20 protein-coding genes are annotated in these 25,877 nt (G+C 70.0%); 4 read left to right on the top strand and 16 right to left on the bottom strand.

Features of this window, described 5'->3' with window-relative positions; all coding sequences use genetic code 11:
* A partial coding sequence (locus BM144_RS06495) for an aldehyde dehydrogenase family protein (RefSeq protein ID WP_139225655.1) occupies positions 1 to 491 on the top strand: 491 nt, incomplete at its 5' end.
* Between the two features lie 81 nt (positions 492 to 572).
* On the opposite strand, the gene BM144_RS06490 is transcribed toward BM144_RS06495, so the two are convergent.
* The 11 genes from BM144_RS06490 to BM144_RS06440 form a co-directional block, all read right to left on the bottom strand.
* Entirely contained in the window at positions 573 to 1,187 is a 615-nt protein-coding gene (locus tag BM144_RS06490) for an START domain-containing protein (protein ID WP_092950468.1), read from the bottom strand.
* A gap of 232 nt (positions 1,188 to 1,419) precedes the next feature.
* Positions 1,420 to 1,956 (bottom strand): hypothetical protein, encoded by a 537-nt coding sequence (locus tag BM144_RS06485; RefSeq protein WP_092950467.1) that lies wholly within the window; start codon positions 1,954 to 1,956, stop codon positions 1,420 to 1,422.
* 81 nt (positions 1,957 to 2,037) lie between these two features.
* Positions 2,038 to 3,018 carry a patatin-like phospholipase family protein gene (locus BM144_RS06480; protein ID WP_245783557.1) on the bottom strand — a complete coding sequence of 327 codons (981 nt, stop codon included), beginning with the start codon at positions 3,016 to 3,018 and terminating at the stop codon, positions 2,038 to 2,040.
* 371 nt (positions 3,019 to 3,389) lie between these two features.
* Positions 3,390 to 7,202, bottom strand: a complete 3,813-nt coding sequence (locus BM144_RS06475; RefSeq protein WP_175525963.1) for an ATP-binding protein — start codon at positions 7,200 to 7,202, stop codon at positions 3,390 to 3,392.
* Between the two features lie 277 nt (positions 7,203 to 7,479).
* Complete coding sequence (locus BM144_RS06470; RefSeq protein ID WP_092950465.1) at positions 7,480 to 9,108, bottom strand: methyl-accepting chemotaxis protein; 1,629 nt, start codon at positions 9,106 to 9,108, stop codon at positions 7,480 to 7,482.
* 128 nt (positions 9,109 to 9,236) lie between these two features.
* Complete coding sequence (locus BM144_RS06465; protein WP_092950464.1) at positions 9,237 to 10,481, bottom strand: MFS transporter; 1,245 nt, start codon at positions 10,479 to 10,481, stop codon at positions 9,237 to 9,239.
* Positions 10,482 to 10,569: 88 nt separating this feature from the next.
* Complete coding sequence (locus BM144_RS06460; protein WP_217644326.1) at positions 10,570 to 11,406, bottom strand: putative hydro-lyase; 837 nt, start codon at positions 11,404 to 11,406, stop codon at positions 10,570 to 10,572.
* Between the two features lie 209 nt (positions 11,407 to 11,615).
* Complete coding sequence (locus tag BM144_RS06455; RefSeq protein ID WP_092950462.1) at positions 11,616 to 12,524, bottom strand: LysR family transcriptional regulator; 909 nt, start codon at positions 12,522 to 12,524, stop codon at positions 11,616 to 11,618.
* Between the two features lie 47 nt (positions 12,525 to 12,571).
* Positions 12,572 to 14,290, bottom strand: a complete 1,719-nt coding sequence (locus BM144_RS06450) for a phosphoethanolamine transferase (protein WP_092950461.1) — start codon at positions 14,288 to 14,290, stop codon at positions 12,572 to 12,574.
* Between the two features lie 311 nt (positions 14,291 to 14,601).
* On the bottom strand, positions 14,602 to 15,552 hold the full coding sequence (fghA, locus tag BM144_RS06445; RefSeq protein ID WP_092950460.1) for an S-formylglutathione hydrolase: 951 nt from the start codon (positions 15,550 to 15,552) through the stop codon (positions 14,602 to 14,604).
* A gap of 57 nt (positions 15,553 to 15,609) precedes the next feature.
* The gene (locus tag BM144_RS06440; protein ID WP_092950459.1) at positions 15,610 to 16,716 is read right to left on the bottom strand and encodes an S-(hydroxymethyl)glutathione dehydrogenase/class III alcohol dehydrogenase; all 1,107 of its coding nucleotides are present in this window, start codon (positions 16,714 to 16,716) and stop codon (positions 15,610 to 15,612) included.
* A gap of 320 nt (positions 16,717 to 17,036) precedes the next feature.
* Between BM144_RS06440 and BM144_RS06435 the strand changes: the two genes are divergently transcribed.
* The gene (locus tag BM144_RS06435) at positions 17,037 to 18,032 is read left to right on the top strand and encodes a GlxA family transcriptional regulator (protein WP_092950458.1); all 996 of its coding nucleotides are present in this window, start codon (positions 17,037 to 17,039) and stop codon (positions 18,030 to 18,032) included.
* Between the two features lie 19 nt (positions 18,033 to 18,051).
* Here BM144_RS06435 and BM144_RS06430 read toward each other — a convergent pair whose 3' ends face one another.
* Complete coding sequence (locus BM144_RS06430) at positions 18,052 to 18,927, bottom strand: LysR substrate-binding domain-containing protein (RefSeq protein WP_092950505.1); 876 nt, start codon at positions 18,925 to 18,927, stop codon at positions 18,052 to 18,054.
* Positions 18,928 to 19,138: 211 nt separating this feature from the next.
* Here BM144_RS06430 and BM144_RS06425 point away from each other — a divergent pair, with 211 nt between their 5' ends.
* Positions 19,139 to 20,137 carry a Bug family tripartite tricarboxylate transporter substrate binding protein gene (locus tag BM144_RS06425; protein WP_092950457.1) on the top strand — a complete coding sequence of 333 codons (999 nt, stop codon included), beginning with the start codon at positions 19,139 to 19,141 and terminating at the stop codon, positions 20,135 to 20,137.
* A gap of 1 nt (position 20,138) precedes the next feature.
* Complete coding sequence (locus tag BM144_RS06420) at positions 20,139 to 21,569, top strand: N-acyl-D-amino-acid deacylase family protein (protein ID WP_092950456.1); 1,431 nt, start codon at positions 20,139 to 20,141, stop codon at positions 21,567 to 21,569.
* Positions 21,570 to 21,667: 98 nt separating this feature from the next.
* Here BM144_RS06420 and BM144_RS06415 read toward each other — a convergent pair whose 3' ends face one another.
* Genes BM144_RS06415 through sdhA form a run of 4 tightly spaced genes read right to left on the bottom strand, consistent with a single transcriptional unit; the run spans position 21,668 to position 25,845 of the window.
* Positions 21,668 to 22,978: a citrate synthase gene (locus BM144_RS06415; protein ID WP_092950455.1), complete on the bottom strand. Its 1,311-nt coding sequence runs from the start codon at positions 22,976 to 22,978 to the stop codon at positions 21,668 to 21,670.
* 24 nt (positions 22,979 to 23,002) lie between these two features.
* The gene (locus BM144_RS06410; RefSeq protein ID WP_092950454.1) at positions 23,003 to 23,296 is read right to left on the bottom strand and encodes an FAD assembly factor SdhE; all 294 of its coding nucleotides are present in this window, start codon (positions 23,294 to 23,296) and stop codon (positions 23,003 to 23,005) included.
* Positions 23,297 to 23,304: 8 nt separating this feature from the next.
* Positions 23,305 to 24,006: a succinate dehydrogenase iron-sulfur subunit gene (locus tag BM144_RS06405; RefSeq protein ID WP_092950453.1), complete on the bottom strand. Its 702-nt coding sequence runs from the start codon at positions 24,004 to 24,006 to the stop codon at positions 23,305 to 23,307.
* A gap of 30 nt (positions 24,007 to 24,036) precedes the next feature.
* Positions 24,037 to 25,845 carry a succinate dehydrogenase flavoprotein subunit gene (sdhA, locus tag BM144_RS06400; RefSeq protein ID WP_092950452.1) on the bottom strand — a complete coding sequence of 603 codons (1,809 nt, stop codon included), beginning with the start codon at positions 25,843 to 25,845 and terminating at the stop codon, positions 24,037 to 24,039.
* Positions 25,846 to 25,877: the final 32 nt, after the last annotated feature.

Raw genomic sequence — 25,877 nt, 5'->3', positions numbered from 1 at the left:
ATGCGGCCTCGCAGATCGGGCCGATGATCAACGCGCGGGCGGTGGAGAAGATCGAGCGGCACGTGGAAGATGCGGTGGCGCGCGGCGCCAGGGTGCTCACGGGCGGCAGGCGGCTGCCCGAGCTGGGCGCGCACTACTACGCGCCCACGGTGCTGGAGAACGCGGACGCCACCATGGCGTGCGCGTGCGAGGAGACCTTCGGGCCGGTGGCGCCGCTCACGCGCTTTGGCAGCGAGGCGGAGGTGATCGCGGCGGCCAACGACACGCCCTTCGGGCTGGCGGCGTACTTCTACAGCCAGGACGTGCGGAGGATCTGGCGCGTGGCGGGGCTGCTGGAGACAGGCATCGTGGGCATCAACGAAGGGGCGCTGGCGGCCGAGGCCGCGCCCTTCGGCGGAGTGAAGGAGTCGGGCTACGGCCGCGAGGGCTCCACCCACGGGCTGGAGGACTACCTGCACACCAAGTACCTCTGCCAGGGCGGGCTCGACTGACGGCTTCGCAGGGTGTCCGTGGTGTCACCACGGCTTACGTACCGCCGCCCGCCCGCGACACCTCGCAGGCCGGCGTGCGGATCAGCGACCCTCCTGCAGCCGGCTTCTCAGTGCCTTGAGCGTTCCGTAGGGCGTATCCACCACCGCCTGGTTGGCCATCCAGGCGGGAATGGCCCCGCCCGGAGAGGCATGCATCCGATAGGTGACGTTCACCCCATCCGCGTCGGGCACCAGCTTCCACTGGCCCTGGGCCTGCGGGATGCGCACCTTGCCCGCGCGCTCCGGCAGGTAGTCGGGCACGGCCTCGACGCGCACGGTGACCGCACCGTCATCCGCCTTGGCATAGGTGAAGTGGTAGACGCCGTCGCGGTTGGACACCGGCCAGGGCGCCTTGTTGTCCAGGTAGTGGTACTGCTCGGTGTCGGTGGCCTTGAGCAGTTCCGACGCGGCGACGTCGGGCATCCATTGGCGGAAGGCATTGGCATCGCGCAACACCTTGACCACGTCGTCCGGGGTGGACTTGATCTGCACTTCACCGCGGAATTCACGCAGGGGCGAGCCCTCGACGGTCCGCACGTACACCTTGATGCCCTCGGACTCCTTGGCCAGCGACCAGCCGTCCTGCGCGAAGGTCGGCTGGCTGGCCAGCAGCCCCGCCAGCAGGGAGATGGAAAGAAGACGGGATTGAGCGATCATGGCAAAGCCTCAGAGAGTGATAGGGCCTTCACGATAGAAGGCCGGGCCTTGCGATGAACTGGCCATGCGCGCCAGCGGGACGGCCATCGGCGCCAGTCCTGCCCGCCCCGGGGCCAGCGCGGCCATGGCCCCGCCCGACCGGGCGGCCGGTCGTCCCGCGGACCTTGGCATCGCACACGCCGGCCGGCCCATCCATCGCCCGGGCCCCCACCGCGTCGGTGGCGCAGGGCTGCTACGGGCGCCTTGCGGGGGCATCGGCCTGCTGTGAATCCGCGCCGAGCTGAACCAGGGCCGCCATGTAGGGCTCTGCCCGGCGTTGCGCGAAGCCATCGATCAACAGGCCCACGGCTCCGAGCAGGATCAAGGTCGAACCCAGGCCGCGCCCCCATCCTGGGCCGCCCAGGTAGTGGATGAGCAGCCCCAGCGCGGACACCAGGCCGAGCACGTAGTAGGTGGTGCGGAAAGTCGCATCGACTTTTTCCATGCGCGGCAGCTCCTTCTGCACCAGCGCGGCAGGGTTCGCCTGGAAGCTGCGTTCGAGTTCGGCGACCTGTTTGTCGGTGCGCAGGCCCACGCCGGCACCCACGCCGACCAGCACGAGCCCGAACAGGATCGAAGGAATGCCCACGCCCCAGGCATATCCGCCGCGCTCGGCCTTCAGCGCCGTGATCCCGAAGATGACCAGCGCCAGTCCGGTGGTGGCGATGAAGAAGAGCGCTTCGATCTTCTCGCCGCGAAAGTAGGTGTGCATGGTTTCGATGAATGGCATGGTGGCTCCTTGGGTTTCAAAAATCGGTTCGTCCGGGGGATGGCATCGGGCGGCGGGCGGCCTGCGCACGCCACGCAGGTGTCAGGGGGGCGCCGATGGCGTGGCCGATGCCGCGCGGACCCCCATGCCGCGCTGCCGCAGCACGGACAGCAGGGCCGGCAATTGCGCCGTAGCGGCCTCGTAGCCCAGCCGCCGGGCGGTCTCGCGCCCGGGTGCGTCGTTCACGCCGGCGGGTGCGATGGCCGGGGCGATCAGCACGTCGGCCGATGCGGCCTCGGGGCCGGAAAGCAGGCAGCTCTGCACCTGCGACACGCGCAGCCACATCGACACCGACGAGTTCGACGGGTACCGCGGGCCGTGGCAATAGATGTCCACCGCGATCACCACGTCGGCGCCCAGCGCGCGGGCCGCCCGCACCGGCACCAGGCCGGCCACGCCGCCATCGACCAGCGTGAGGCCATCGGCCTGCACCGGCAGGAAGACGCCCGGGATCGCAGCCGACGCGCGCAGTGCCTGGCCGGCGTCGCCCTGCGTGATCACGTAGGGCCGGCCCCGGTCGACGTCCGTGGCGACGGCGACGAAACGCACCGGGAATTGCTCGATGGCCTGCCCGCCGACCAAACCGTCGGCCCAGCGCGCGAGCGCCTCGCCCTTGACGAAGCCCGGGCCGCTGAGCGCGATATCCGCCAGCGACCGCACCCGCAAGCTGTCGGCCTGCTGCCAGATCTGCGCGGGCGAGCGGCCCGACGCATAGGCCGCGCCGACGATGGCTCCGATGGACGTGCCCACGACCAGGTCCGGGCGGATACCGGCCTCTTCCAGCGCCTGCAGCACGCCGATGTGGGCGAAGCCCCGCAATCCGCCGCCACCCAGGACCAGGGCGACCGTGGGCCTCGCTGCAGGAGCCTGGACCCGCGGCGTGGCGGCGGGTGCCTGCAAGGCACCGTCCACCAACCAGCTGCCCTGGAAGCCGCGCTCCGCGGGATCGGGCACGCCGGCGCAGGCCGCCAGGAAGCCGGCCAGCAGCAGGGGCAGGCACCGGAGCAGGGCCGGCGTTCTCACCTCGCGCTCCTTCTGGCGCCGGCGCGGGCCCGCATGCCGGAGGGGAGGGCGGCCACGCCCTCGGCCGCGGTGCGCGCCGGCGCGTGGGCGACGGACCGGGCATGCACGTGCCCGGGCTGCAGGCCGAAGCTCTGCATCGGTGGGTGCCGGCCGGTGCCGGGTGAAAGCGTGGGGTTGCGAGCCATGCGGAGACTGCCCTGGGGTCCATGGAGGCCAGACCTGGGCCTGGTGCGTGCGAGCAGCTTAGCTGGGCAAACACGACCGGCGGCATGCCAAATGCGCCACATGATCGGCAATGCGTGCCAGCCGACGCCCGCTGTCGCGCCGGCGCCGGCGCCGGACCGGCCGGGCGGTATTTCTCGGCAGCGGGCTCAATGCCGCTGCGCCACCTGCCGCACGGCCTCGCCCACCGCATCCAGGTCCACCGGCTTCACGAAGTGGGTGGAGAAGCCCGCCTCGCGGCAGCGGGCCACGTCTTCGGGCTGGCCCCAGCCGCTGATGGCGATCAGCGCCACGGCGGGGTGCGTGGCGGCCATGTGCCGCGCGAGCGTGTAGCCGTCCATCCCGGGCATGCCCAGGTCCAGCAGCGCCACGTCGGGTTTCCACCGCTCCAGCAGGCCGAGCGCCGCCTGTCCGCTGGTCACGCTCTGTGTTTCCATGCCGCTCCATTCGAGCACGGTCACGATGGGGTAGGCGGCGTCTTCGTCGTCGTCCACCACCAGCACCTTGAGGCGCGCGGCCTCCGCGGGGGCCTTGCCCTGCGGGGCTGGCGGGCTGACCGTGCCCTGCGCCACGGGCAGATGCAGCGTGAACGCGCTGCCCTGGCCGGGGCCGGCACTGCGCGCCTCGACGTGGCCGCCGTGCAGTTGGGCCAGGCGCTGCGCCAGCGCCAGGCCCACGCCCAGCCCCGGCTTGGAGCGCGGGTCGCTGCGGTCCACCTGCGCGAACATCCGGAAGACGTCCTCCAGCCGGTCCGTGGGGATGCCGATGCCCGTGTCGCCCACCTCCGCGTGGGCGCCGGCACTGTCGTGCCAGCACCGCACCGTGATGCGGCCGCCCGGCTCGGTGTAGCGGGCCGCGTTGTTCAGCAGGTTGGACAGCACCTGCACCAGGCGCACGTTGTCCCCTTCGATGGGAATGGCCGCGGCGGGCTCTTCGACCGAGAGGCGATGCCCCCGCTCGTCGATGCCGGGCCTGGCGAATTCGATCGCCTGCCCGGCGATGCGACGCAGATCGAGCGGCTCGCGCGTCAGCTCGATGGTGTTGCGGCTGATGCGCGACACGTCCAGCAGCTCGTCCACCAGCCGCACCATGTGCCTGACCTGGCGCCCCAGCACCTCGCCCGCGCGTGCCTTGGAGAGCTGGCCCATCGGGTGGCGCAGCAGCTCCACCGCGCCGCTGATGGCCGCCAGCGGGTTGCGCAGTTCGTGGGCCAGCGTCGCGAGGAATTCGTCCTTCCGGCGATCGGTTTCCTGCAGCCGCCGTTCGCTGTGCTGCAGTGCTCTTTCGGCGCGCTTGCGGGCGGAAATATCGGTGAAGAGGATGCCGACGCGGCAGGGCTGGCCATCGTCGGCGGGGAAGGCAAAGACGTCGAACCAGCGGTGGTCGAGCTTCTCGGAATACTGCTCGAAGCGCAGGGGCTCGCGCAGCGTGGCCACGCGGCCGTAGCGCTCGAACCATTCGCCGTCCAGGTCCGGTATCAGTTCGCGCATCGTCCTGCCGGCCGCATCGACGAGGCCGGTGTGCCGTTTGAAGGCCGGGTTCACTTCCAGGAAGCGGTAGTCGATGGGCCTGCCCGCTGCGTCGAACACCAGCTCGATGATGCAAAAGCCTTCGTCGATGGCGTCGAACAGCTGGCGGTAGCGGATCTCCGCGGCTTTCGCCGTCTCCGCGCGCTTGCGCGCACGCGCCAGCGCGGCCGCCACCCGCGCCAGCAGGTCGCGCGCGGAGAAGGGTTTTGCCACGTAGTCGTCGGCGCCCGCGGCAAGCCCCTCGGCATGCGCCTCCTGGCCCGCACGCGCGGACAGCAGGATGACGGGCAGGAGCTGCAGGTCGGGCAAGGCGCGCACCGCGCGCAGCAGGCTGAAGCCGTCCATGCGCGGCAGCATCACGTCGGCCAGCATCAGGTCGTAATGCGATGAGCGCAACTGCTCCAGCGCCTGCACGCCATCCGGCACGGACACGGTCTCCATGTGGGGGCTGAGCAGCGAGGCGACGTAGGCGAGCATGTCGGCGTTGTCGTCCACCACCAGCACGCGGCAGCGCGGCATGCCGGCCGCCGCGTCGTCCGGGGCGTGCAGGCCGGCCACGGCCGGCGCTGGAAGGTCCGGGAAGCTCCAGCCCATGGCCTCCTGCACATACGACTGCGCCCTCAGCGGCGATGGGCCGGCATCGCTATCGGCGATCTGCTGCGGGTCCAGGTGCGCGCAGCCGGCGCGCAGCCGCACCCGGAACACGCTGCCCTGGCCCGGGGTGCTCTCCGCAGAGACGGTGCCGCCGTGCAGGTGCACGATCTCCTGCACCAGCGCAAGGCCGATGCCGGTGCCTTCCTGCGTGCGCCCGCCCCCGTGGCGGCCCACACGGAACCGCTCGAAGATGTGCGGCAGCTCGGCCGCGCCGATGCCCACGCCGGAGTCCTGCACCGTGAGCGTGACCTCGCTCCCGGTGCCTGCAGTGCCGCCATGGCCGCCGCCGCCGCCATGCTCCAGCGCGATCCGCACCGACCCCTGCAGGGTGAACTTCAGCGCATTGCCGAGCAGGTTGAGCACCACGTCCTCCCACATGCCCCGGTCCACGTACAGCGGGAAGGGCAGCGGCGGGCAGTCCACTTCCAGCGCGACGCCCGCGCGCTCGAACGCGGAGCGGAAATTGCTCGCCAGATCCTGCGTCAGCGCGGCCAGGTCCACGGGGATGAAGCGGGCCTGCGCCCGGCCGGCCTGCAGCCGGGAGAAGTCCAGCAGGTTGTTGACCAGCTTGCGCAGGCGCAGCGTATTGCGGTGGGCCAGTTGCAGGTGGCCGCGCACCTCGTCCTGCGCCTGTGCATGGGCCAGGGCCTCCTCCAGCGGGCCCAGCATCAGGGTGATCGGCGTGCGGAATTCGTGGCTGAGGTTGGAGAAGAACGCTGTCTTGGCGCGGTCCAGCTCCATCAGCGTCTCGGCGCGGTGGCGCTCCATCTCGTAGCTCCGCGCCTCCCCGATGGCGCGTTCGACCTGCTGCTGCACGAGGTGGATGAAGTCCTCGTAAGCCGCATCGAACGGCCTGTGCAGCCCCAGGCCCAGCACGAGGGTGCCATCGGGCCGATCGGCCGTGCCCACCCGCAGCGGCAGCAGCAAGGCATGCGCGCCACCGTGGGGCCACGGTGCGGCATGCGGCGGTTCGATTGCCACGCGCTGCGCAGCGCCACTGTCGTGCAACTGCCGGCATTGCGGGGCCCAGCGCTGCATGAGCGTGTCCCAGTCCTCGCCGGGCAGGGCCGCGGAGCAGGCCAGGGCGCCTCCGGCCCGGTCCGTGCCACCCCATTCGATCCGTGCGAACGGGATGTCGCAGGGGTTGGCGTCCAGGGCCCGCAGGGCGGCGGCGCACGCTTCACCGGCGCTGTGCGCTTCCGTCGCGAGGCCGAGACGGCGCAGCGTTTCCACCCGGCGGGCGGTGACGACCCTCCCGGTCGTTTCGCTGCAGGCGCAGAACAGGCCCTCCACCGAGCCGTCGCCGGACAGGATGGGGCTGAAGGAGAAGGTGGCGTACACCTCCTCCTGAGGCAGCGCACGGTCGAAAAACATGAGCAGGTCTTCCGACCAGGTCGCCTCCGCGCCCTGCTGCACGCCCTCGACCATGGGCCGGATCTGGTCCCAGACCTCCGCCCAGACCTCGCGGCCGGAGCGCGCGAGCGCCGCCGGGTGTTTTCCCGGGCCCAGCAGGGGGATGTAGCCATCGTTGTAGAAAAGCCGCAGATCCGGCCCCCACCAGATGTGCATCGGAAAGCGCGAGGTGAGGCACAGGCTGAGCGCGGCGAGCAGGTTGGGCGACCAGCCGCCGACGGGCCCCAGCGTCGTCGCGGCCCAGTCCATGCCGCGCATGCGCCGGGCCATCTCGCTGTGCCCCGGAAATGCGCGGGCCAGCGCGTACGGGGTGTCTGCGGCCGTTAAAGGCGGGGTGGCCTCGGGTGCGGGGGCATCGTGGTGCATGGTCTGGCGCCATCCGGGATGGGTTGGGGATGTCCGCTGCCCGCCGGCCCCCGCCCGCGGCGGCCGGCCATTGGATACCGGCGGCGCCTGTGGCGGCCGGCATCCCCCCTCGGGACAGTGCTTGCGCCACTGCGGGCAAACGGGATGCCCGCCTGCCGCCATGGAGGCAACGCCCGCGCCGGCAATTCTTGCGGCAGCGTTGCGCTGCCCATGCGCAGACCCCGCCAGTCTCCGATCGCCGCACCGGCCCGGCACGGCCGTGGCGCGGCGCGCAGGGTCAGCGCGTGAGTTGCGCCACGCGGGCGGACGGCAGCGGCCGGTGGGACGGCGTGGCGGGCAGGGCGTCGGCTTCCTCGCCGTGGAGCCGGAACACCGAGAGCGCGTCGCGCAGCACCGACACCTGCGAGGCCATGGCCGCCGTCGCGGCACTGGCCTGCTCCACCATGGCCGCGTTCTGCTGGGTCATCTCGTCCATCTGCGTGACGGCGCGGTTCACTTCCTCGATGCCGGCGGTCTGCTCTGCGTTGGCGGAGGCGATGCCCTCCATGAGGCCCGAGATGCGCTGTACCGATTCGACCACCTCGCCCATGGTGCGGCCGGCCTTCTCGACCAGATCGGAGCCGTTCTGCACCTCGTTCACCGATTCGCTGATGAGCGCCTTGATCTCGCGCGCGGCCGAGGCGCTGCGCTGCGCGAGGTTGCGCACCTCGCCGGCCACCACGGCGAAGCCGCGGCCCTGCTCGCCCGCGCGGGCCGCTTCCACGGCTGCGTTGAGCGCCAGGATGTTGGTCTGGAAGGCGATGCCGTCGATCACGCCGATGATCTCGCTGATCTTGCGCGAGCTGGCATTGATGGAGCGCATGCTCTCCACCACCTGGTGCACGGCCTTGCCGCCCTGTTCGGCCGTCAGCGCGGTGGTGGAGACGTACTGCGCCGCCTGGCGCGCGTTGTCGGCGTTCTGGCGCACCGTGGCCGTGAGTTCCTCCATGCTGGAGGCCGTCTGCTGCAGCGAGGACGCCTGCTGCTCGGTGCGGCGCGAGAGGTCGGCGTTGCCCTGGGAGATTTCCGCTGCCGCGTGGTCGATGGTGCCCGTGGCCTGCTGGATGCGCTGCAGGATGCTGCCCAGGCGGTCGCGCATGAAGCCGATGGCGTGCATCAGGCTGCGGTCGTCGCCGGGGCGCAGCGCGATGGCGGCCTGCAGGTCGCCCTCGGCCATGCGCAGCGCGGCCTGCGCGGCGGCGCCGGGTTCGCCGCCGACCGAGCGCTCGATGTCGCGCACCACGAAGCCGGTGAACACCGAGATCGCGAGGCCCAGCAGCGCCAGCAGGCCCACGGCGCGGTAGAGGGTGTTGCGGAAGGTCTGCTCGATGTCGTCCACGTAATCGCCGGCGACCAGGTCCCAGTTCCAGGGCTTGAACCGCACGGCGTAGCCGAGCTTGGGGCTGGGCGCGTCGCTGCCCGGGCGGGGCCACCAGTATTCGAGGAAGCCCCGGCCCTGCGCAGAGCTGCCGGTGGCGGCGATGTTCACGTAGAGTGGCGTGCCCTTGGCGTCCTTGAACGAGAGCATGTTCTTGCCGTTGAGTTCGGGCTTGATCGGGTGCATGACGATCACCGAATCGGCATTGATGAGCGTGACGTAGCCGTCCTTGCCGTAGCGCTGCGCGGCCACGCGCTCCATCGCGGCGCGGCGAGCCTCCTCCTGGCTCATCTTGCCGGCCTGGGCCTGCTTCTCGTAGTCGCCCAGCACTGACAGGGCCATGTCGGTGATGTCGGCCAGCGCGGACTGTCGGGCTTCGTACTGCAGCGTGCGGGCCTGCCATGCGTTGACGAAGGTGAGCGCGAGCAGACCGAGCAGCGCAAGGATCAGCGGAAGCCAGAGCTTTTGGCGGAGGGTCAGTTTTTTCATGGAGTGTGGACCTCTGAGGACACCGTTGAACAGTCGGATCACCGCGGCCTGCGCCGCGATGCGCCATGGTGACGGCTTAGCAAGTTGCGTGCACGGGTAACAGGATGTATTCCGCGCAGAGAAACTCATCAGGAGGTGGAAAGGTCCGCACTGAGCTCACGGCCGAGTGTTTCGGGCAACGCGAGCGCGGCGATGATGACGAGGCCGTAGCACACGGCCGTGATCCAGCCGATGGTCTGCCCCAGCGGCAGCGTGTTGCCGAGCACGCCGATGAGTGCCGGGCAGATGGCGCCGATCGCGCGGCCGAAGTTGTAGCAGAAGCCCTGGCCGGAGCCGCGCACGTCGCTCGGGAACAGCTCGGAGAGGAAGGCGCCCATGCCCGAGAAGATGCCCGACAGGAAGAAGCCCAGCGGGAAGCCGAGCACCAGCATCCACGCATCGGTGATGGGGATCTGGGTGTAGGCCAGCACCAGCGCCATGCCCATGGCGGCGAACAGGATGAAGCAGCGGCGCCGGCCGATCACGTCCGACAGCCACGCACTCGCCAGATAGCCCACGAACGAGCCGGCGATCAGCACCAGCAGGTAGCCGCTGGTGCCCAGCACCGACAGGTGCCGCTCCGTCTTGAGAAAGGTGGGCAGCCAGGTGGTCACCGAGTAGTAGGCGCCCTGCATGCCGGTGGCCAGCAGGCTCGCGAGCACCGTGGTGCGCAGCAGCGAAGGATGGAAGATGCGCAGGAAGCTGCCCCGTTGGCCGGCGGCGCGGGCGCGGGCCTGGGCGGCCAGGTACACGGGCGGCTCCGCGATGTTGCGGCGGATGTAGATGATGAGCAGCGCGGGCAGGATGCCGATCCAGAACAGCACCTTCCAGGCCAGCTCCGGCGGAAGGATCGAATACACGCCCCAGAAGGCGAGCGCCGACGCCGCCCAGCCCACGGCCCAACTGCTCTGCACCAGGCCCGCGGCCTTGCCGCGGTGGCGCGCGGAGATGGTCTCGGCGATCAGCACGGAGCCCACGGCCCATTCGCCGCCGAAGCCGAAGCCCTGCATGGCGCGCGTGAAGAACAGCTGTCCGAACGATTCGGTGAAACCGCTCAGGAAGGTGAAGAAGGTGAACCACAGCACCGTCCACTGCAGCACGCGCACCCGGCCGTACCGGTCGGCCAGCACGCCCGCGGCCCAGCCGCCGATGGCCGAGGTGAGCAGCGCGCCGGTGGCGATGTAGCCGGCCTCGGCCTTCGTCATGTTCCACGCCAGCAGCAGCGTGGGAATGAGGAAGGTGTAGATCATGTAGTCGAAGCCATCGACGCCGTAGCCGGCGAAGGTGGCGGCCAGCGTGCGCCGCTCGGTCGGGGAGGTGTGTTTGAGCCACATGGCAGGGGCCTTTCGGTGTGGATGCGGGAGGCGGGAGACGGGGGCGCGCAGGCCGGCGAGGCCCTGCGGCGCAGGGGTGCGGGGAGGGTCAGGCCGTGGCCAGATCGCGGTTGAGCAGGTCGGTGACCAGCATGCAGCCCGGTGCGTGGGTGATGCAGAAGGGCAGGCGCGCCGCGGCGATGGCCGCCTGGGGCGTGACGCCGCAGGCCCAGAAGACGGGCACTTCGCCGGGGTGGACGGCCACCGCGTCGCCGTAGTCGGGGCGCGAGAGATCGGCGATGCCGAGCACGGCCGGGTCGCCCATGTGCACCGGCGCACCGTGCACCTGCGGCGTGCGCGCCGTGATGCGCGCGGCGCGCTCGGCATCGGCCGCCGGCAGCGGGCGCATGCTCACCACCATGGGCCCGCGGAACACGCCGGAGGGCACGGTCTGCACGGTGGTGCGGTACATGGCCACGTTGCGGCCCTCGTCCACGTGGCGCAGTGCGATGCCCTCGGCCAGCAGCGCATGCTCGAACGAGAAAGAGCAGCCGATGGCGAAGGCCACGAGGTCGTCCTGCCACCAGGCCGAGAGGTCGGTGGGCGACTGCACGAGCACGCCGTCCCGCCACACGCCGTAGCGCGGCACGTCGGTGCGCAGATCGATGCCCTCGCCCAGCGTGGGCATCGCGCAGGAGCCGGGCTCGCTCACGGCCAGCACCGGGCAGGGGCGCGGGTTCAGTTCGCAGTAGCGCTGGAAATCGGCGGCCAGTGCGCGCGGCAGGATCGCCAGGTTGGCCTGGACGTGCTCGCGCGCCAGGCCGCTGGTGTGGCCGCTCAGGCGGCCGGAGCGCGCGGCGGCGCGCACCTCGCGGCCGCTCGACTGCGCCGTGAGGCCGGCGATGCCGGCGCCGTGCGACGGCGCGGCCGTGGAAGGGGAAGGCATCGAAATCGTCGTCATGGGAACCGCGCCGTTGGCGTGAGGCTGTTGCGATGCGGCGGATTGTGGAAGCCGCACCCCGGACGAATCCAACGCAAAATCTTGCGTTCGTTCCATCGAAAAAATCGATGGACTCATCTGAATTTTCAATATTGCGAAAAGCGTGCCATCGCCATCAGGACTTTCCCGGGGCGGGCCGCACCGCGCCGGTGCACTCAGGCCGCCGTGCGCCGCCGGCGAACCGCCGTGGTGCGCGCCACGTAGGCCTGCGCGGATTCGAGCACCGTTTCGGCGACGGTGGAGCCGGGGTCTTCGCGGTAGCTGGCGTGGATGGGCAGCGGCGTGATGGCGCAGTCGGTGCGCAGGATGCGCAGCGGCATGCGCGTGGACAGCCGCTGCGTGACCGCGCGCGGCAGCAGCGCGATGCCGAACTCGCCCTCCACCAGTTGCAGCATGGCGGAGATCGACGACACGGCATGCACGCGCGGCACGGGCAGCGCCGCATCCTGGTAGAGCTGCAGCAGCGTCTGGTGCGGCTGGGAGCCGCGCTGGAAGGTGATGAGGTCGTGCTGCGCGAGCCGCGCGAGGTCGTAGCGGCGCTCGGTGTGCAGCGTGCGGTGGCCCACGAACACCATCTCCATCGGCGGCATGAGCCGGCTGCGCACGCTGGTGTCGGCCACGGGCAGCGCCGTGAAGACGAGGTCCTGCGCGCCGCGGCGCACCTGGTCCACGAGCACGGGCGAGGTTTCCACGGTGAGTTCCAGCTCGAAGTCGGGGCGGCTCTTGCGCACCTCTTTCAGCCAGCCCGTGAGCCAGCTGTGCACCACCGATTCGATGGCCCCGATGCGCAGCGCCGCGGGCGCGTGGGGGCTGCTGCCCAGCTCTTCCTTCACGCGCCGCTGCAGTGCGAGCAATTGCACCGCCAGCAACTGGAAGCGCTGCCCCGCGGCCGTGAGCCGGAACTGGCGCTCGCGCCGGTCCAGCAGGATCACGCCGAGTTCTTCCTCCAGCGCGGCGATGCGGCTGGAGAGCGCCGACTGCGTGATGTGCAGCTTTTCGGCCGCGCGCGTGATGCTCTTGAGCGAGACGGCCCAGTGGAAGGCCTCGACGAAACGCAGGTTCATGGCGCGGCATTGTCGCCGCGCGCGGGGCGGCGTCCTTGCGTGCGCCTTCAGCCCTGCGCGGCGTGCCGGCAACCCGCGAACATGTCCAGCCCGGGCCGGTAGGCGCCGGTCTGCACGTCCATCAGGCCCAGCACCGAGTGGAAATAGTGGTCGTGCGTGATGCGCTGCGTGCGCATCTCCTGCTGCAGGCAGGCGGTGGCGACGCCGGAGCGCTGCTGCATGGCGGGCGAGAGCCAGGTGATCCACGGCACGTGCTTCTGCACGTCGGGGGCGATGGCGTAGGGCATGCCGTGCAGGTAGATGTTGTTCTCGCCCAGCGATTCGCCGTGGTCGGCCACATACACCATGGCGGTCTGCGCGCTGCCCGAGCGCGCTTCCAGCCACTGGATGGTGCTGTTCAGGAAGTGGTCGGTGGAGACGATGCTGTTGTCGTACGCGTTCACCACCTGTTCGCGCGAGCATTCCTGCAGGGCCGAGGTCAGGCACTCGGGCTGGAAGGGCTTTTGCGAGGCCAGCGAACGCTTGTGGTACGCGGGGCCGTGGCTGCCCATCTGGTGCAGCACCACGACCACGCCGCGCGCGCGCTGCGCTGCCGGCAGTGCGGCGATGCGCGCATCCAGGCCCTGCAGCATCACGTCGTCCAGGCACTCCTTGCCGTCGGCGCACCACTGCGGGTCGGTGGGCCGGGCCGAGGTGCTGGCCGTGGGAACGCGGTCGCACACGCCCTTGCAGCCGGACTGGTTGTCCACCCACAGCACGGCCAGGCCCGCGTGCTGCAGCACGTCCATCAGCGATTCGTAGTCGGCCGCGCGCTTTTCGTAGGCCTGCTTGCCCAGGTGCGAGAACATGCACGGCACCGAGGCGGCGGTGCTGGTGCCGCACGACCAGGCGTCTGCGGCGGTGGCGATGTCGCGGCGCGCGGACAGCTCGGGGGTGGTGTTGCGTGCGTAGCCGTTCACGCCGAAGTTGCCGCTGCGCCCGGTCTCGCCCAGCACCAGCAACAGCAGGGGCGGGCGCGCCTGCGCCGTGTAGCTGGAGCCCAGGTGCGCGTCGCGGCCGAGCGGCTGCAGCGGCCCGCGGTCGTGCCGCAGCGGCTTGGCCGCCAGGCTGCCCGCCGCGTAGACGCTGTTGAGCGGGTTGATGAGGTAGCGCATGCGCGTGTGGTTGCGCATGGTGGACGAGAAATCCTGGAACACCGCGAGGATGCAGAGCACGGCCACCGCCAGCGCGCCCAGCACGAAGGCGCCCTGGTGCAGCGTGCGCCGCCGCCAGCCCAGCGGCCGCACGCGTGCGCGGGCCAGCCAGAAAAGCGGCGGGCCGGCCATGGCCAGCATCGCTAGCGGCAGGCCCCAGTTGAGCAGGTCGGCGGCCTCGTGGGCATCGGTCTGCGCCACGTTGGTGAGCATGCCCGGATCGATCACGATGCCGTAGGCACCGATGAAGTAGGCGCCCGAGGCGGCGGCCAGCACCGCCACCGCCAGCACCGGCTTGAGCGCGCGGCCCCAGCCCAGCAGCCCCAGCACGGCGGCCGTGGCGGACGAAACCGCCACCATGAAGGCGGCCGCGAAGGCCCAGCCGCGCAGCGTATGCGCGCCGGGCAACTGCAGCACCTCGTGCCAGAGCGGCAGGTTGCAGACCGTGCCCATCCAGAGGCTGGCGAGCGCGAGCAGGGCCATGGGGTGCATGCCGGCAGGGGAGGGCGCGGCAGCGCGGTGCCGGGAGGCCCGGAAGGGGACGCGGAGCGGGAGCGAGGCTGCGGAGAACATGCCCGGCAGTGTGGAAATGCTGGCTTAAGGCAGCATTAATGGGCGCCCGCCGCGCTCCGGGTGCGGTGCCGCACCGGCGTGCCGGCGCACGCGGGCCGCCGGGCCCGCAGTTTTCCATCGTGGCATGTGTTCCTCCCTCGCGTTCGCTGCCCAGGGGATGGGCGCGGCTCTGTGGTCGAGCTGGCTCGACATTAGTGCCGGCGGACGGGCGAGGGGAGGGGGAAAACCCCCGGGCGAGCCGGAGGATGACAAAACCCCGGGCGAGCCGGGGCGGCACAGACGCAGGCAGGGGCGCGCGGGCCCCGCCGGGTTCAGACCAGTTGCCGCGCGTGGTGGGCGACGTGGTCGCCGATCACGGTCTGGATGAAGTAGTAGCCGTGGTCGTACTCCGCATGGCGGCGCACGGTGAGCGGCTGCCGGACGAGGCCGCACGCGGCCTCGAACACGTGCGGGTGCAACTGCTCGGCGAGGAAGGCGTCGGCCATGCCCTGGTCGATCAGGATGCCGCCCGGATAGGGCGCCGATTTCTGCTTTTGCATGAGCACCGTGGCGTCGTGCGCCTGCCAGGTCCTGCAGACCACGCCGAAGTAGTTGCGGAAGGCCTTGTCGCCCCAGGCGCACTGCGATGCCGCGCAGATCGGCGCGATGGCCGACAGCGAGCGGAACACGCCCGGGTGGCGCTGGGCCAGCGTGAGCGCGCCATGGCCGCCCATGGAGTGGCCCATGAGTCCGAGGCGCGCGGTGTCGATGGGCAGCAGGCGGCCCAGCAGCGGCACCAGCTCGCGCACGATGTAGCTCTCCATGCGCCAGTGGCGGTTCCAGGGCGCTTCGGTCGCGTCGAGGTAGAAGCCCGCGCCGATGCCGAAATCCCAGTCGGCGGTGGCGCCTTCGATGGATTCGGCCTCGGTGCCGCGCGGGCTGGTGTCGGGCGAGACGAGCGCGATGCCGTGCTCGGCCGCGTAGCGTTGCGCGCCGGCCTTCACCATGAAGGTTTCCTCGGTGCAGGTGAGGCCGGCGAGGTACATGAGCGTGGGCACCGGGCGCGTGGGGTCGGCCAGCGCTGCGGGCGGCAGGTAGACCGAGAACTGCATCGGCAGGCCGATCTCGCTGGAGGCATGGCGGTAGAAGCGCTGGGAGCCGCCGAAGCATGGGTGCTCCTTGAGCAGGTCCAGCCCGGGCACTGCGGCCGCGCGCGGCCTGCGGGCGGCGGCTTCCAGCGCGGCCTTCACGTCATCGGGGGTCGGTATGGGGATATAGGTCATTGCTATTAAATTTGTAGCAAACTTCGTAATGGATCTGGCGGCATGGGGCGGATTCGATCAATAAATGACCACGCCCCGGATGGATTCTCCGCGCTTCATCAGGTCGAAGCCCTTGTTGATGTCCTCGAGTGGCATGGTGTGGGTGATGAGGCTGTCGATGTCGATCTTGCCGTCCATGTACCAGTCGACGATCTTCGGCACGTCGGTGCGGCCGCGCGCGCCGCCGAACGCCGAGCCCTTCCACTGGCGCCCCGTGACGAGCTGGAAGGGGCGGGTGCTGATCTCGGCGCCGGCCTCGGCCACGCCGATGATGATGCTCTGGCCCCAGCCCTTGTGCGTGCATTCCAGCGCCTGGCGCATCACCTGGGTGTTGCCGATGCACTCGAAGGAATAGTCGGCGCCGCCATCGGTGAGCTGCACGATGGCATCCACCACGTTCTCCACCTCCTTCGGATTGATGAAGTGGGTCATGCCGAACTGGCGCGCCATCTCCTGGCGGGCGGGGTTGATGTCCACGCCGATGATCTTGTCGGCGCCCACCATCTTCGCGCCCTGGATCACGTTCAGGCCGATGCCGCCCAGGCCGAACACCACCACGTTGGCGCCGGCTTCGACCTGCGCCGTGAACAGCACCGCGCCGATGCCGGTGGTGACGCCGCAGCCGATGTAGCAGACCTTGTCGAACGGTGCGTCCTCGCGGATCTTGGCCAGCGAGATCTCGGGCGCGACCGTGTAGTTGCTGAACGTGCTGGTGCCCATGTAGTGGAAGATCGGCTGGCCGTCCAGGCTGAAGCGGCTGGTGGCGTCGGGCATCAGGCCCTTGCCCTGCGTGCCGCGGATGAGCTGGCACAGGTTGGTCTTGCGCGAGAGGCAGAACTTGCACTGTCGGCACTCGGGCGTGTAGAGCGGGATCACGTGGTCGCCCTTCTTGAGCGAGGTGACGCCCGGGCCCACGTCTACCACGATGCCCGCGCCCTCGTGGCCCAGGATGGCGGGGAAGATGCCTTCGGGGTCTGCGCCCGAGAGCGTGTAGTAGTCGGTGTGGCAGATGCCGGTGGCCTTGATCTCCACCAGCACTTCGCCGAACTTCGGGCCCTGCAGGTCCACGGTTTCGATGGTGAGGGGCTGGCCGGACTGCCAGGCGACGGCGGCTTTGGTTTTCATGGTGCTTCGGTCGGTGAGGGTGGGGAGGCGCGCGGCGCGGAGGCACCGCAGCGATCGGGGACAATCCCGCGCAACCCGCCGCCGGGCCCGTTGGCGGCGGCGGCGGATGGGAGGAATCCCTGCTTTATAGACAAGGTAGGGCCGCATGACCAGCGCCACGCCCGGAGATGTCCGGTTGCCGGCCCGGTTTGTCCGAATCCCGCGCGCTACCGCCGGACTGCCGGTGCGGTCCGCGGCCTTGCGTTCCCTGCGACCGTCCCGTTCCGCGCCCGCTTCTCCGCTGCCGCCCCGCTCCATACCCACGTCTTCCATTGCGCCGCATGCCATCCCAGCCCCTGTCCGTCCATATCGTCGTCTACCCGGGCTTCAAGTCGCTGGAGGCCGTGGGGCCGCTCTCGGTGTTCGATTACGCGAACGTGCACCTCGCGCGGCGCGGCCGGCCCGCGGGCTATGCGGTCGCCATCGCGGCGCTGGCGCGCGGCCCCGTGCGCTCCGACACGCTGATGACGCTGGAGGCCACCGAGGCGCTGGGCGCCGGGGCGCTGCCCGACACCGCGCTGCTCGTCGGCTCGCGCGACATCGGCGGCGCCCTGGCCGCATCGCCGGCCCTGGTGGACTGGGCCCGCGCCGCCGGGCCACGCGTGCGCCGCATGGTGGCGCTGTGTTCGGGCAGCTTCTTCCTGGCGGCGGCCGGCCTGCTGGACGGGCGGCGTGCGGCCACCCACTGGGGCGTGGCGGACCGGCTGCAGGCGCAGTACCCGGCCATCGAGGTCGATCCGGACGCCATCTACGTGCGCGACGGCCACCTCTGGACCTCCGCGGGCGTGACGGCGGGCATCGACCTCGCGCTGGCCCTGGTGGAGGAGGACTTCGGCCATGCGCTGGCGCTGGAAGTGGCGCGCGACCTGGTCATGTACCTCCAGCGGCCGGGCGGGCAGTCGCAGTTCAGCGTGCAGCTCGAAAGCCAGGCCACGGCGCACCGCGGCGTCAAGGCCGTGCAGGACTGGGCGCTGCAGCACCTGGCCGAGCCGCTCACGCTGGCGGTGCTGGCCGGCCGCGCGGCCATGAGCGAGCGCCACTTCCGCCGCCTTTTCGTGCAGGAAACGGGGCAGGCGCCCTCGGCCTTCGTCGAATCGGCGCGGCTGGAGGCAGCGCGCCGGCTGCTCGAATCGCAGGCGGCGCTGCCGCTCAAGACCGTGGCCGCGCGCGTCGGGCTGGGGTCCGAGCAGGCGCTGCGGCACCTGTTCGTGCGGCACCTGGGCATCGCGCCGCAGGCGTACCGGGAGCGGTTCGGCAAGCCGGCGCGGCGCGCCTGAACCGGGGGCGCGTGGGCGGTCAGTCCGCCTGCGCGGGCGTGGCCCCGGCCAGCAGCCACCGCCTGAACGTCCCGAGCGCCGGCAGCCGGGCCGATGCCTCCGGGTAGACGAGGTAGTAGCCCTTGGCATGGCGGCAGGTGCGCGGCGAGAGCCGTTGCAGCCGGCCCGCCTGCAACATGTCGCCCGCCATGAAGTCCGGCAGCAGCACGGCACCCAGGCCGGCCACCGCGGCATTCAGCGCCATGGACATGATCTCGAACCGCGGGCCGTCGCGCCCGGCCTCGGCATCGAGGCCGTCGGAGCGGAACCACAACTCCCAGGCGTCCGGCAGCGTGTGGTGGTGGAGCAGCGCGGTGCGCGGCGTGGTGGCTGCGATGCACGCGCCGAAGCGCTCCACCCAGGACGGTGCCGCGTAGGGCGCCAGGTCCAGCGCGGCCACGAAGTCGCTCTGCAGGCCGGGCCGCCGGCCGTCGCCGAACTCCAGCGACGCATCGATGGCGCCGCTGCGGAAATCGGCCGGGCCCACCCGCGTACTCAGGTTCAGGGTGATCTCGCCATGGGCCCGCGTGAATTCCGGGAGCCGCGGAATCAGCCAGTACGCCCCCACGGAGGCACCGGCGGAGAGCGCCAGCGTGCCGCCGCGCCCCTGGAACGCCATCACCTGCACGGTGGCGCGCTCCAGCCGCTGCAGCAACGGTTCGACCTCGCCCAGGTAGTAGCGCCCCGCATCGGTGGGCACCAGCGATTCGCGCCGCCGCACGAACAGGCGCACGCCCAGCCGGTCTTCGAGCGCCTGGATCTGCCGGCTCACCGCGCCCTGGGTGAGGTGCAGTTCCTGGGCGGCCGCGGTGAAGGAGCCGAGCCGTGCGCTGGCTTCCAGGCACAGCAGGGACATGGTGGAAGGCGCTCGGTACATGGGGTGGCTCCATGAGACTTGCACATGAAAGGTGCGCAATGTTGGCTTGAAGGAAGGCGCTGCACCGCAAGGATGCATGAGGAAAGCGCATGGTATCCCCAGCAAACGTGGTTTGCCAGGGCGGGGCGGCGTTCTTAGCATTCATCGGCGCGCACCCCCTTCCCACTCCACGACGAAAGGACCCTGTCCGATGGCTTCCCATTCCGTTTTTCCGGGCTCGCGCCGGCACTTTCTCCAGGCCGGCACGGCCACGGCCGCCGCCGCCCTGCTGCCGCGCGCTGCGCTGTCCGCCGGCTACCCCGACCGGCCCATCCGCTGGGTCGTTCCCTCGGCCGCGGGGGGCTCGCCCGACGCGGTGTGCCGCATCCTCGCCAACGAACTGCCGCGCACGCTCGGCCAGCCCTTCGTGGTGGACAACAAGCCTGGCGCCAGCGGCAACATCGGCATGACCGAGGTCTTCCGGGCGGCGCCCGACGGCTACACCATCGGCTACGGCAACGTGGGCACGCTGTCCATCAACCGGGCGCTCTATGCCAAATTGCCGTACGACCCCGACGCGCTGGTGCCGGTGGCGCTCATCGGCTTTGTGCAGAACGCGCTCGTGGTGCGCAAGGATCTTCCCGCCGCTTCGGTGCGCGAACTGATCGCGCTGGCCCGCGCCCAGCCGGGCACGCTCAGCATGGCCTCGGCCGGCAGCGGCACCACGGGGCACCTGAGCGGCGAGCTGTTCAAGGCGCGCACGGGGACGTCGATGACGCACGTTCCGTACAAGGGCAGCCCCCAGGCCATCCAGGACCTCATGGGCGGCACGGTGGATCTGATGTTCGACAACCTCAGCTCCATCGCGCCGCACATCCAGTCCGGGCGGGTGCGCGTGCTGGCCGTGAGCGGTGCGGCCCGCAGCCCGCTGCTGCCGCAGGCGCCCACGGTGGCGGAGGCGGGCGTGCCGGGCTACGAGACGGTGGGTTGGGGCGGCGTGGTCGCGCCGCCCGGCACGCCGAAGGCCATCGTGGCGCAGCTGAACAAGGCCATCAACGACCAATTGCGCCTGCCGGCGGTGCAGGAGAAGTACGCCGCGCTCGGCTTCGAGCTCACGCCCGGGCCGCCCGAGCGCCTGGCGGAGCGTGCACGGCAGGAGGCGCCCATGTGGGCCGACACCGTCCGGCGCTCCGGCGCGCAGGTGGGCTGACATGCTGGACCTGATCATCGAAGGCGGGACCGTGGTGGACGGCAGCGCCGCGCCGCGGCAGCGCGCCGACGTGGGCGTGCGGAACGGGCGCATCGCCGCGGTGGGCGATCTGCGCACCACGGCCGCGCACCGCCGCCACGGTGCTGCCGGGCGCATCGTCTGCCCGGGTTTCATCGACGTGCACACCCACGACGATCGCCTGCTGCTGACGGCCCCGTCCGGGCCGCACCCCAAGCTCACGCAGGGCGTGACCACGGTGGTGACGGGCAACTGCGGCATCAGCCTGGCGCCGCTGTGCCACCCGGGCACGCCGCCCGCGCCGCTGGACCTGCTGGGTGCTGAGGACTGGCGCTATGCGCGGTTCGGCGACTACCTGGATGCGCTGGAGGCGGCGCGGCCCGCCCTCAATGCGCTGTGCCTGGTGGGGCATTCGACACTGCGCGTGCGCCATGTGGCCGACCTGCAGCGGCCCGCCACACGCGAAGAGGCGGCCCGCATGGCGGCCGACCTGGAGGATGCGCTGGACGCCGGGGCAGGGGGCTTGTCCACCGGTCTCTACTACCCACCCGCCCGCGCCGCCACCGCCGATGAAGTGATCGCCGTGGGCGCCCCGCTGGCCGCGGCGGGCGGCATCCTCACCATGCACCTGCGAGACGAGGCCGATGCCATCGACGACGCGCTGCGCGAGGGACTGCACATCGGTGCCGTGCTGGGCGTGGAGACCGTGCTGTCGCACCACAAGCTCATCGGCCAGCGCAACCACGGCCGCTCCACGCAGACGCTCGCGGCCGTGGACTCCGCCGCCGCGGTGCAGCCGGTGTGCATGGACTGCTATCCCTACAACGCATCGTCGACGATGCTGCTGGCCTCGCGCGTCGGCCAGTCCCGCGAGGTGCTCGTGACCTGGTCGCGCGGCGACCCGTCGGCCGCGGGGCGATCGCTGTTCGCGCTCGCCCGGGAGCGGGGCTGCACGCCCGAGGCGCTGGTGGAGCGGCTCGCGCCCGCCGGCGCGGTTTACTTCGCCATGGACGAGGGCGACGTGCGCCGCATCCTGGCCCACCCGCTGACCATGGTGGGATCGGACGGGCTCGCGCACGACGCCGTGCCGCACCCCCGGCTCTGGGGCACCTTCCCGCGCGTGCTGGGCCACTACGCGCGCGAACAGCGGCTGTTCTCGCTGGAGACGGCAGTGCACAAGATGACGGGCATGAGCGCACGCCGCTTCGGGCTGCAGGGCCGCGGCCGCATCGCGGCGGGCTGCGCGGCCGACATCGTCGTCTTCGACGAAGCCGCCGTGGCGGACCGTGCCACCTTCGAGCAACCCACCGCACCGAGCGCGGGCATCGAGGCGGTGTTCGTCAACGGCCGCCTCGCGTGCGAGCAGGGGCGCACGGTGGATGCCCACGCGGGCCAGGTGCTGCGCCGCGCATGAACCGGCCGCCATGAAAAAAACCTCCCTCGGAGCGATGGGCTCCGAGGGAGGTTTTTTTGGGTGGGGACCACGGCGCGGCCCACGGGCCGCGCAACGCATCAACGCTGGGCGATGGGCTTCACCGTGCGGGCTTCGGCACCCACGAACAGCTGGCGGGGACGGCCGATCTTGTACTCGGGGTCGCCGATCATTTCGTTGAGTTGGGCGATCCAGCCCACGGTGCGGGCCAGCGCGAAGATGCCGGTGAACAGGTTCACGGGGATGCCGATGGCGCGCTGCACGATGCCGGAGTAGAAGTCGACGTTCGGGTAGAGCTTGCGCTGCACGAAGTAGTCGTCTTCCAGGGCGATCTTCTCCAGTTCCTTGGCCAGGGCGAACAGCGGGTCTTTTTCCAGGCCCAGTTCGGCCAGCACTTCATTGCAGGTTTCCTGCATGAGCTTGGCGCGCGGGTCGTAGTTCTTGTACACGCGGTGACCGAAGCCCATGAGCTTCACACCGGAGTTCTTGTCCTTGACCTGCTTGATGAACTCGCCGATCTTTTCCACGCCGCCCTGGGCCTGGATGTCGTGCAGCATGTTCAGTGCCGCTTCGTTGGCGCCGCCGTGGGCGGGGCCCCAGAGGCAGGCCACACCGGCCGCGATGGCCGCGAACGGGTTCGTGCCGGACGAGCCGCACAGGCGCACGGTGGAGGTGGAGGCGTTCTGCTCGTGGTCCGCGTGCAGGATGAAGATGCGGTCCAGCGCGCGTTCGAGCACGGGGTTGACCTTGTACTCTTCGCAGGGCGTGCCGAACATCATGCGCAGGAAGTTGCCGGCATAGCTCAGGTCGTTCTGCGGGTACATGTAGGGCTGGCCCACGCCGTACTTGTAGGCCATCGCGACCAGGGTCGGCATCTTGGCGATCAGGCGGATGGCCGAGATCTCGCGGTGCTGCGGGTTGTTGATGTCGGTGCTGTCGTGGTAGAAGGCCGACAGGGCGCCCACCAGGCCCGTGAGCACGGCCATCGGGTGCGCGTCGCGGCGGAAGCCACGCAGGAAGAACTGCATCTGCTCGTTGACCATCGTGTGCTTGGTCACGCTGTCGCTGAACTCCTGCTTCTGCGTGGCGTTGGGCAGCTCGCCCTTCAGCAGCAGGTAACAGGTTTCGAGGTAGTCGCAGTTCGTGGCGAGTTGCTCGATGGGGTAGCCGCGGTACAGCAGCTCGCCCTTGTCGCCGTCGATGTAGGTGATCGACGACTGGCAGGCTGCCGTCGACAGGAAGCCCGGGTCGTACGTGAACATGCCCGTCTGGGCGTAGAGCTTGCGGATATCCACCACGTCCGGACCCACGCTGCCGTGGTACACGGGCAATTCCACGCTCGGGCTGCCATTGCTGAACGAGAGCGTTGCTTTGTTGTCTGCCAGTTTCATTTGAGTTTCCTAGGGTGGTAGTGGTTAGCCCGCAAGCGGTGGAGTTGCCGGCGCTCGGCGGCGCAGCAGTTCGAGCACCTCCCTGACCTCTGCCGTATCGACCTCGCCCGCGGGTTCCTTGCGCCGCAGCAGCAGGTCCAGCAGGTCGTTGTCGGAGAGATCCATCAGGGTGGTGATGCCCTGCGCCTGGCGATGCGTCAGGCGGGAGCCATGGGTGGCGAAGAACTGCTCGATGAAGAGGTCGTTCTCCACCAGGCCCCGGCGGCTGCGCCACCGGAGCTTGGCGACTTCGCGGTCGTCGAGCGCGTCTTCTGCCATCGTCCCGGTCAGACGGCGCGGCGCACCATCAGTTCCTTGATCTTGCCGATGGCCTTCGTGGGATTCAGGCCCTTCGGGCAGACTTCCACGCAGTTCATGATGGTGTGGCAGCGGAACAGACGGTAGGGGTCTTCGAGGTTGTCCAGGCGTGCGCCCGTGGCTTCGTCGCGGCTGTCGGCGATGAAGCGGTAGGCCTGCAGCAGGCCGGCAGGGCCCACGAACTTGTCGGGGTTCCACCAGAAGCTCGGGCAGCTCGTGGAGCAGCTCGCGCACAGGATGCACTCGTACAGGCCGTTGAGCTCGTCGCGCTCTTCGGGGGACTGCAGACGCTCCTTCTCGGGGGTGATGCCTTCCGTGATGAGGTACGGCTTGATCGAGTGGTACTGCTTGAAGAACTGCGTCATGTCCACGATCAGGTCGCGGATCACGGGCAGGCCCGGCAGCGGCTTCAGCACGATCGTGCCCTTGAGCGTGTTCATGTTGGTGAGGCACGCGAGGCCGTTCTTGCCGTTGATGTTCATCGCATCGGAGCCGCAGACGCCTTCGCGGCACGAGCGGCGGAACGAGATGGACGGGTCCTGTTCCTTCAGCTTGACCAGCGCGTCGAGCAGCATGCGCTCATGGCCGTCGAGTTCGATCTCGACGGTCTGCATGTAGGGCTTGGCGTCCTTGTCCGGGTCGTAGCGGTAGATTTGAAAGGTGCGCTTCATGGTGGTGTTGTGTTGGTCTCGTGGGTCGGATCAGAACGTGCGGACCTTGGGCGGCACGCTGTCCACGGTCAGGGGCTTCAGATTCACGGGCTTGTAGGTGAGGCTGTTGCTCTCGCTGTGCCACAGCGTGTGCTTCATCCACTCCTTGTCGTTGCGGCCCAGCGGGAATTCGGGGTGGTCGGCCGGGTGCTCGTAGTCGTACACCGTGTGCGCGCCGCGGCATTCCTTGCGCGCCGCGGCCGAGGTCATCGTCGCCTGGGCGACCTCGATGAGGTTGTCCACTTCGAGCGCTTCCATGCGCGCCGTGTTCCACACCTTGGACTTGTCCTTCAGCGTGATGGCACCCACGCGCTCGCGGATCGCGTTGATCTTCACGACGCCTTCGTCCATGCTTTCCTGCGTGCGGAACACGCCGGCATGCTGCTGCATCGATGCGCGGATGTCGTTGGCGATGTCCTGCGCGTAGATGCCCTGGCTGGAGTCCTGCAGCTGGTTGAGGCGGGCCAGCGTGCGTTCCGTTCCATCGGCGGGCAGGGGCTTGTGCTCGCCGCTGTTCTTGACCATGTCCACGATGTGGCGGCCGGCGGACTTGCCGAACACCAGCAGGTCGAGCAGCGAATTGGTGCCCAGGCGGTTCGCGCCGTGCACCGACACGCACGAGCATTCGCCCACGGCGTAGAGGCCGTTCACCACCTGGTTGTGCACGCCGCCGTTCTGGATCACGACCTGGCCGTTGATGTTGGTGGGGATGCCGCCCATCTGGTAGTGGATGGTGGGCACCACGGGGATCGGCTCCTTCGTGATGTCCACGTTGGCGAAGTTGACGCCGATCTCATACACCGACGGCAGGCGCTTGTGGATCGTGTCCGCGCCCAGGTGGTCGAGCTTGAGCAGCACGTAGTCCTTGTTGGGACCGCAGCCACGGCCTTCCTTGATTTCCTGGTCCATCGAGCGCGAGACAAAGTCGCGCGGCGCCAGGTCCTTCAGGGTGGGCGCGTAGCGCTCCATGAAGCGTTCACCGTTGCTGTTGAGCAGGATCGCGCCTTCGCCGCGGCAGCCTTCGGTCAGCAGCACGCCCGCGCCGGCCACGCCGGTGGGGTGGAACTGCCAGAACTCCATGTCCTGCAGCGGAATGCCGGCACGTGCGGCCATGCCGAGGCCGTCACCGGTGTTGATGAAGGCATTGGTGGAGGCCGCGAAGATGCGGCCGGCGCCGCCGGTGGCCAGCAGCACGGCCTTGGCCTGCAGCGCGTACAGCTCGCCGGTTTCGAGTTCGAGGGCCGTCACGCCGACCACGTCGCCCGAGGCGTCGCGGATCAGGTCCAGGGCCATCCATTCGACGAAGAAGTTCGTCTTGGCCTTCACGTTCTGTTGGTAGAGCGTGTGCAGCATGGCGTGGCCGGTGCGGTCGGCCGCGGCGCAGGCGCGCTGCACGGGCTTTTCGCCGTAGTTGGCCGTGTGCCCGCCGAAGGGACGCTGGTAGATGGTGCCGTCGGGGTTGCGGTCGAACGGCATGCCGAAGTGTTCCAGCTCATACACCACCTTGGGGGCTTCGCGGCACATGAACTCGATGGCGTCCTGGTCGCCCAGCCAGTCGGAGCCCTTGATGGTGTCGTAGAAGTGGTAGTGCCAGTTGTCCTCGCTCATGTTGCCGAGCGATGCCGACACGCCGCCCTGTGCCGCCACGGTGTGCGAGCGCGTGGGGAAGACCTTGGAGAGCGAGGCCACGTTCAGGCCCGCGCGGGAGAGTTCGAGCGCGGCGCGCATGCCGGAGCCGCCGGCGCCGACGATGACGACGTCGAACTTGCGCGTGGTGATGTTCGCTTTGGTGTAGCTCATTGTTGGTTGCTCTTTCAGTCGCGGGGGAATCG

This window comes from Paracidovorax konjaci, assembly GCF_900112675.1.
Taxonomy (GTDB): Bacteria; Pseudomonadota; Gammaproteobacteria; order Burkholderiales; family Burkholderiaceae_C; genus Paracidovorax; species Paracidovorax konjaci.
This window is presented reverse-complemented; position numbering and strand designations above follow the sequence as displayed.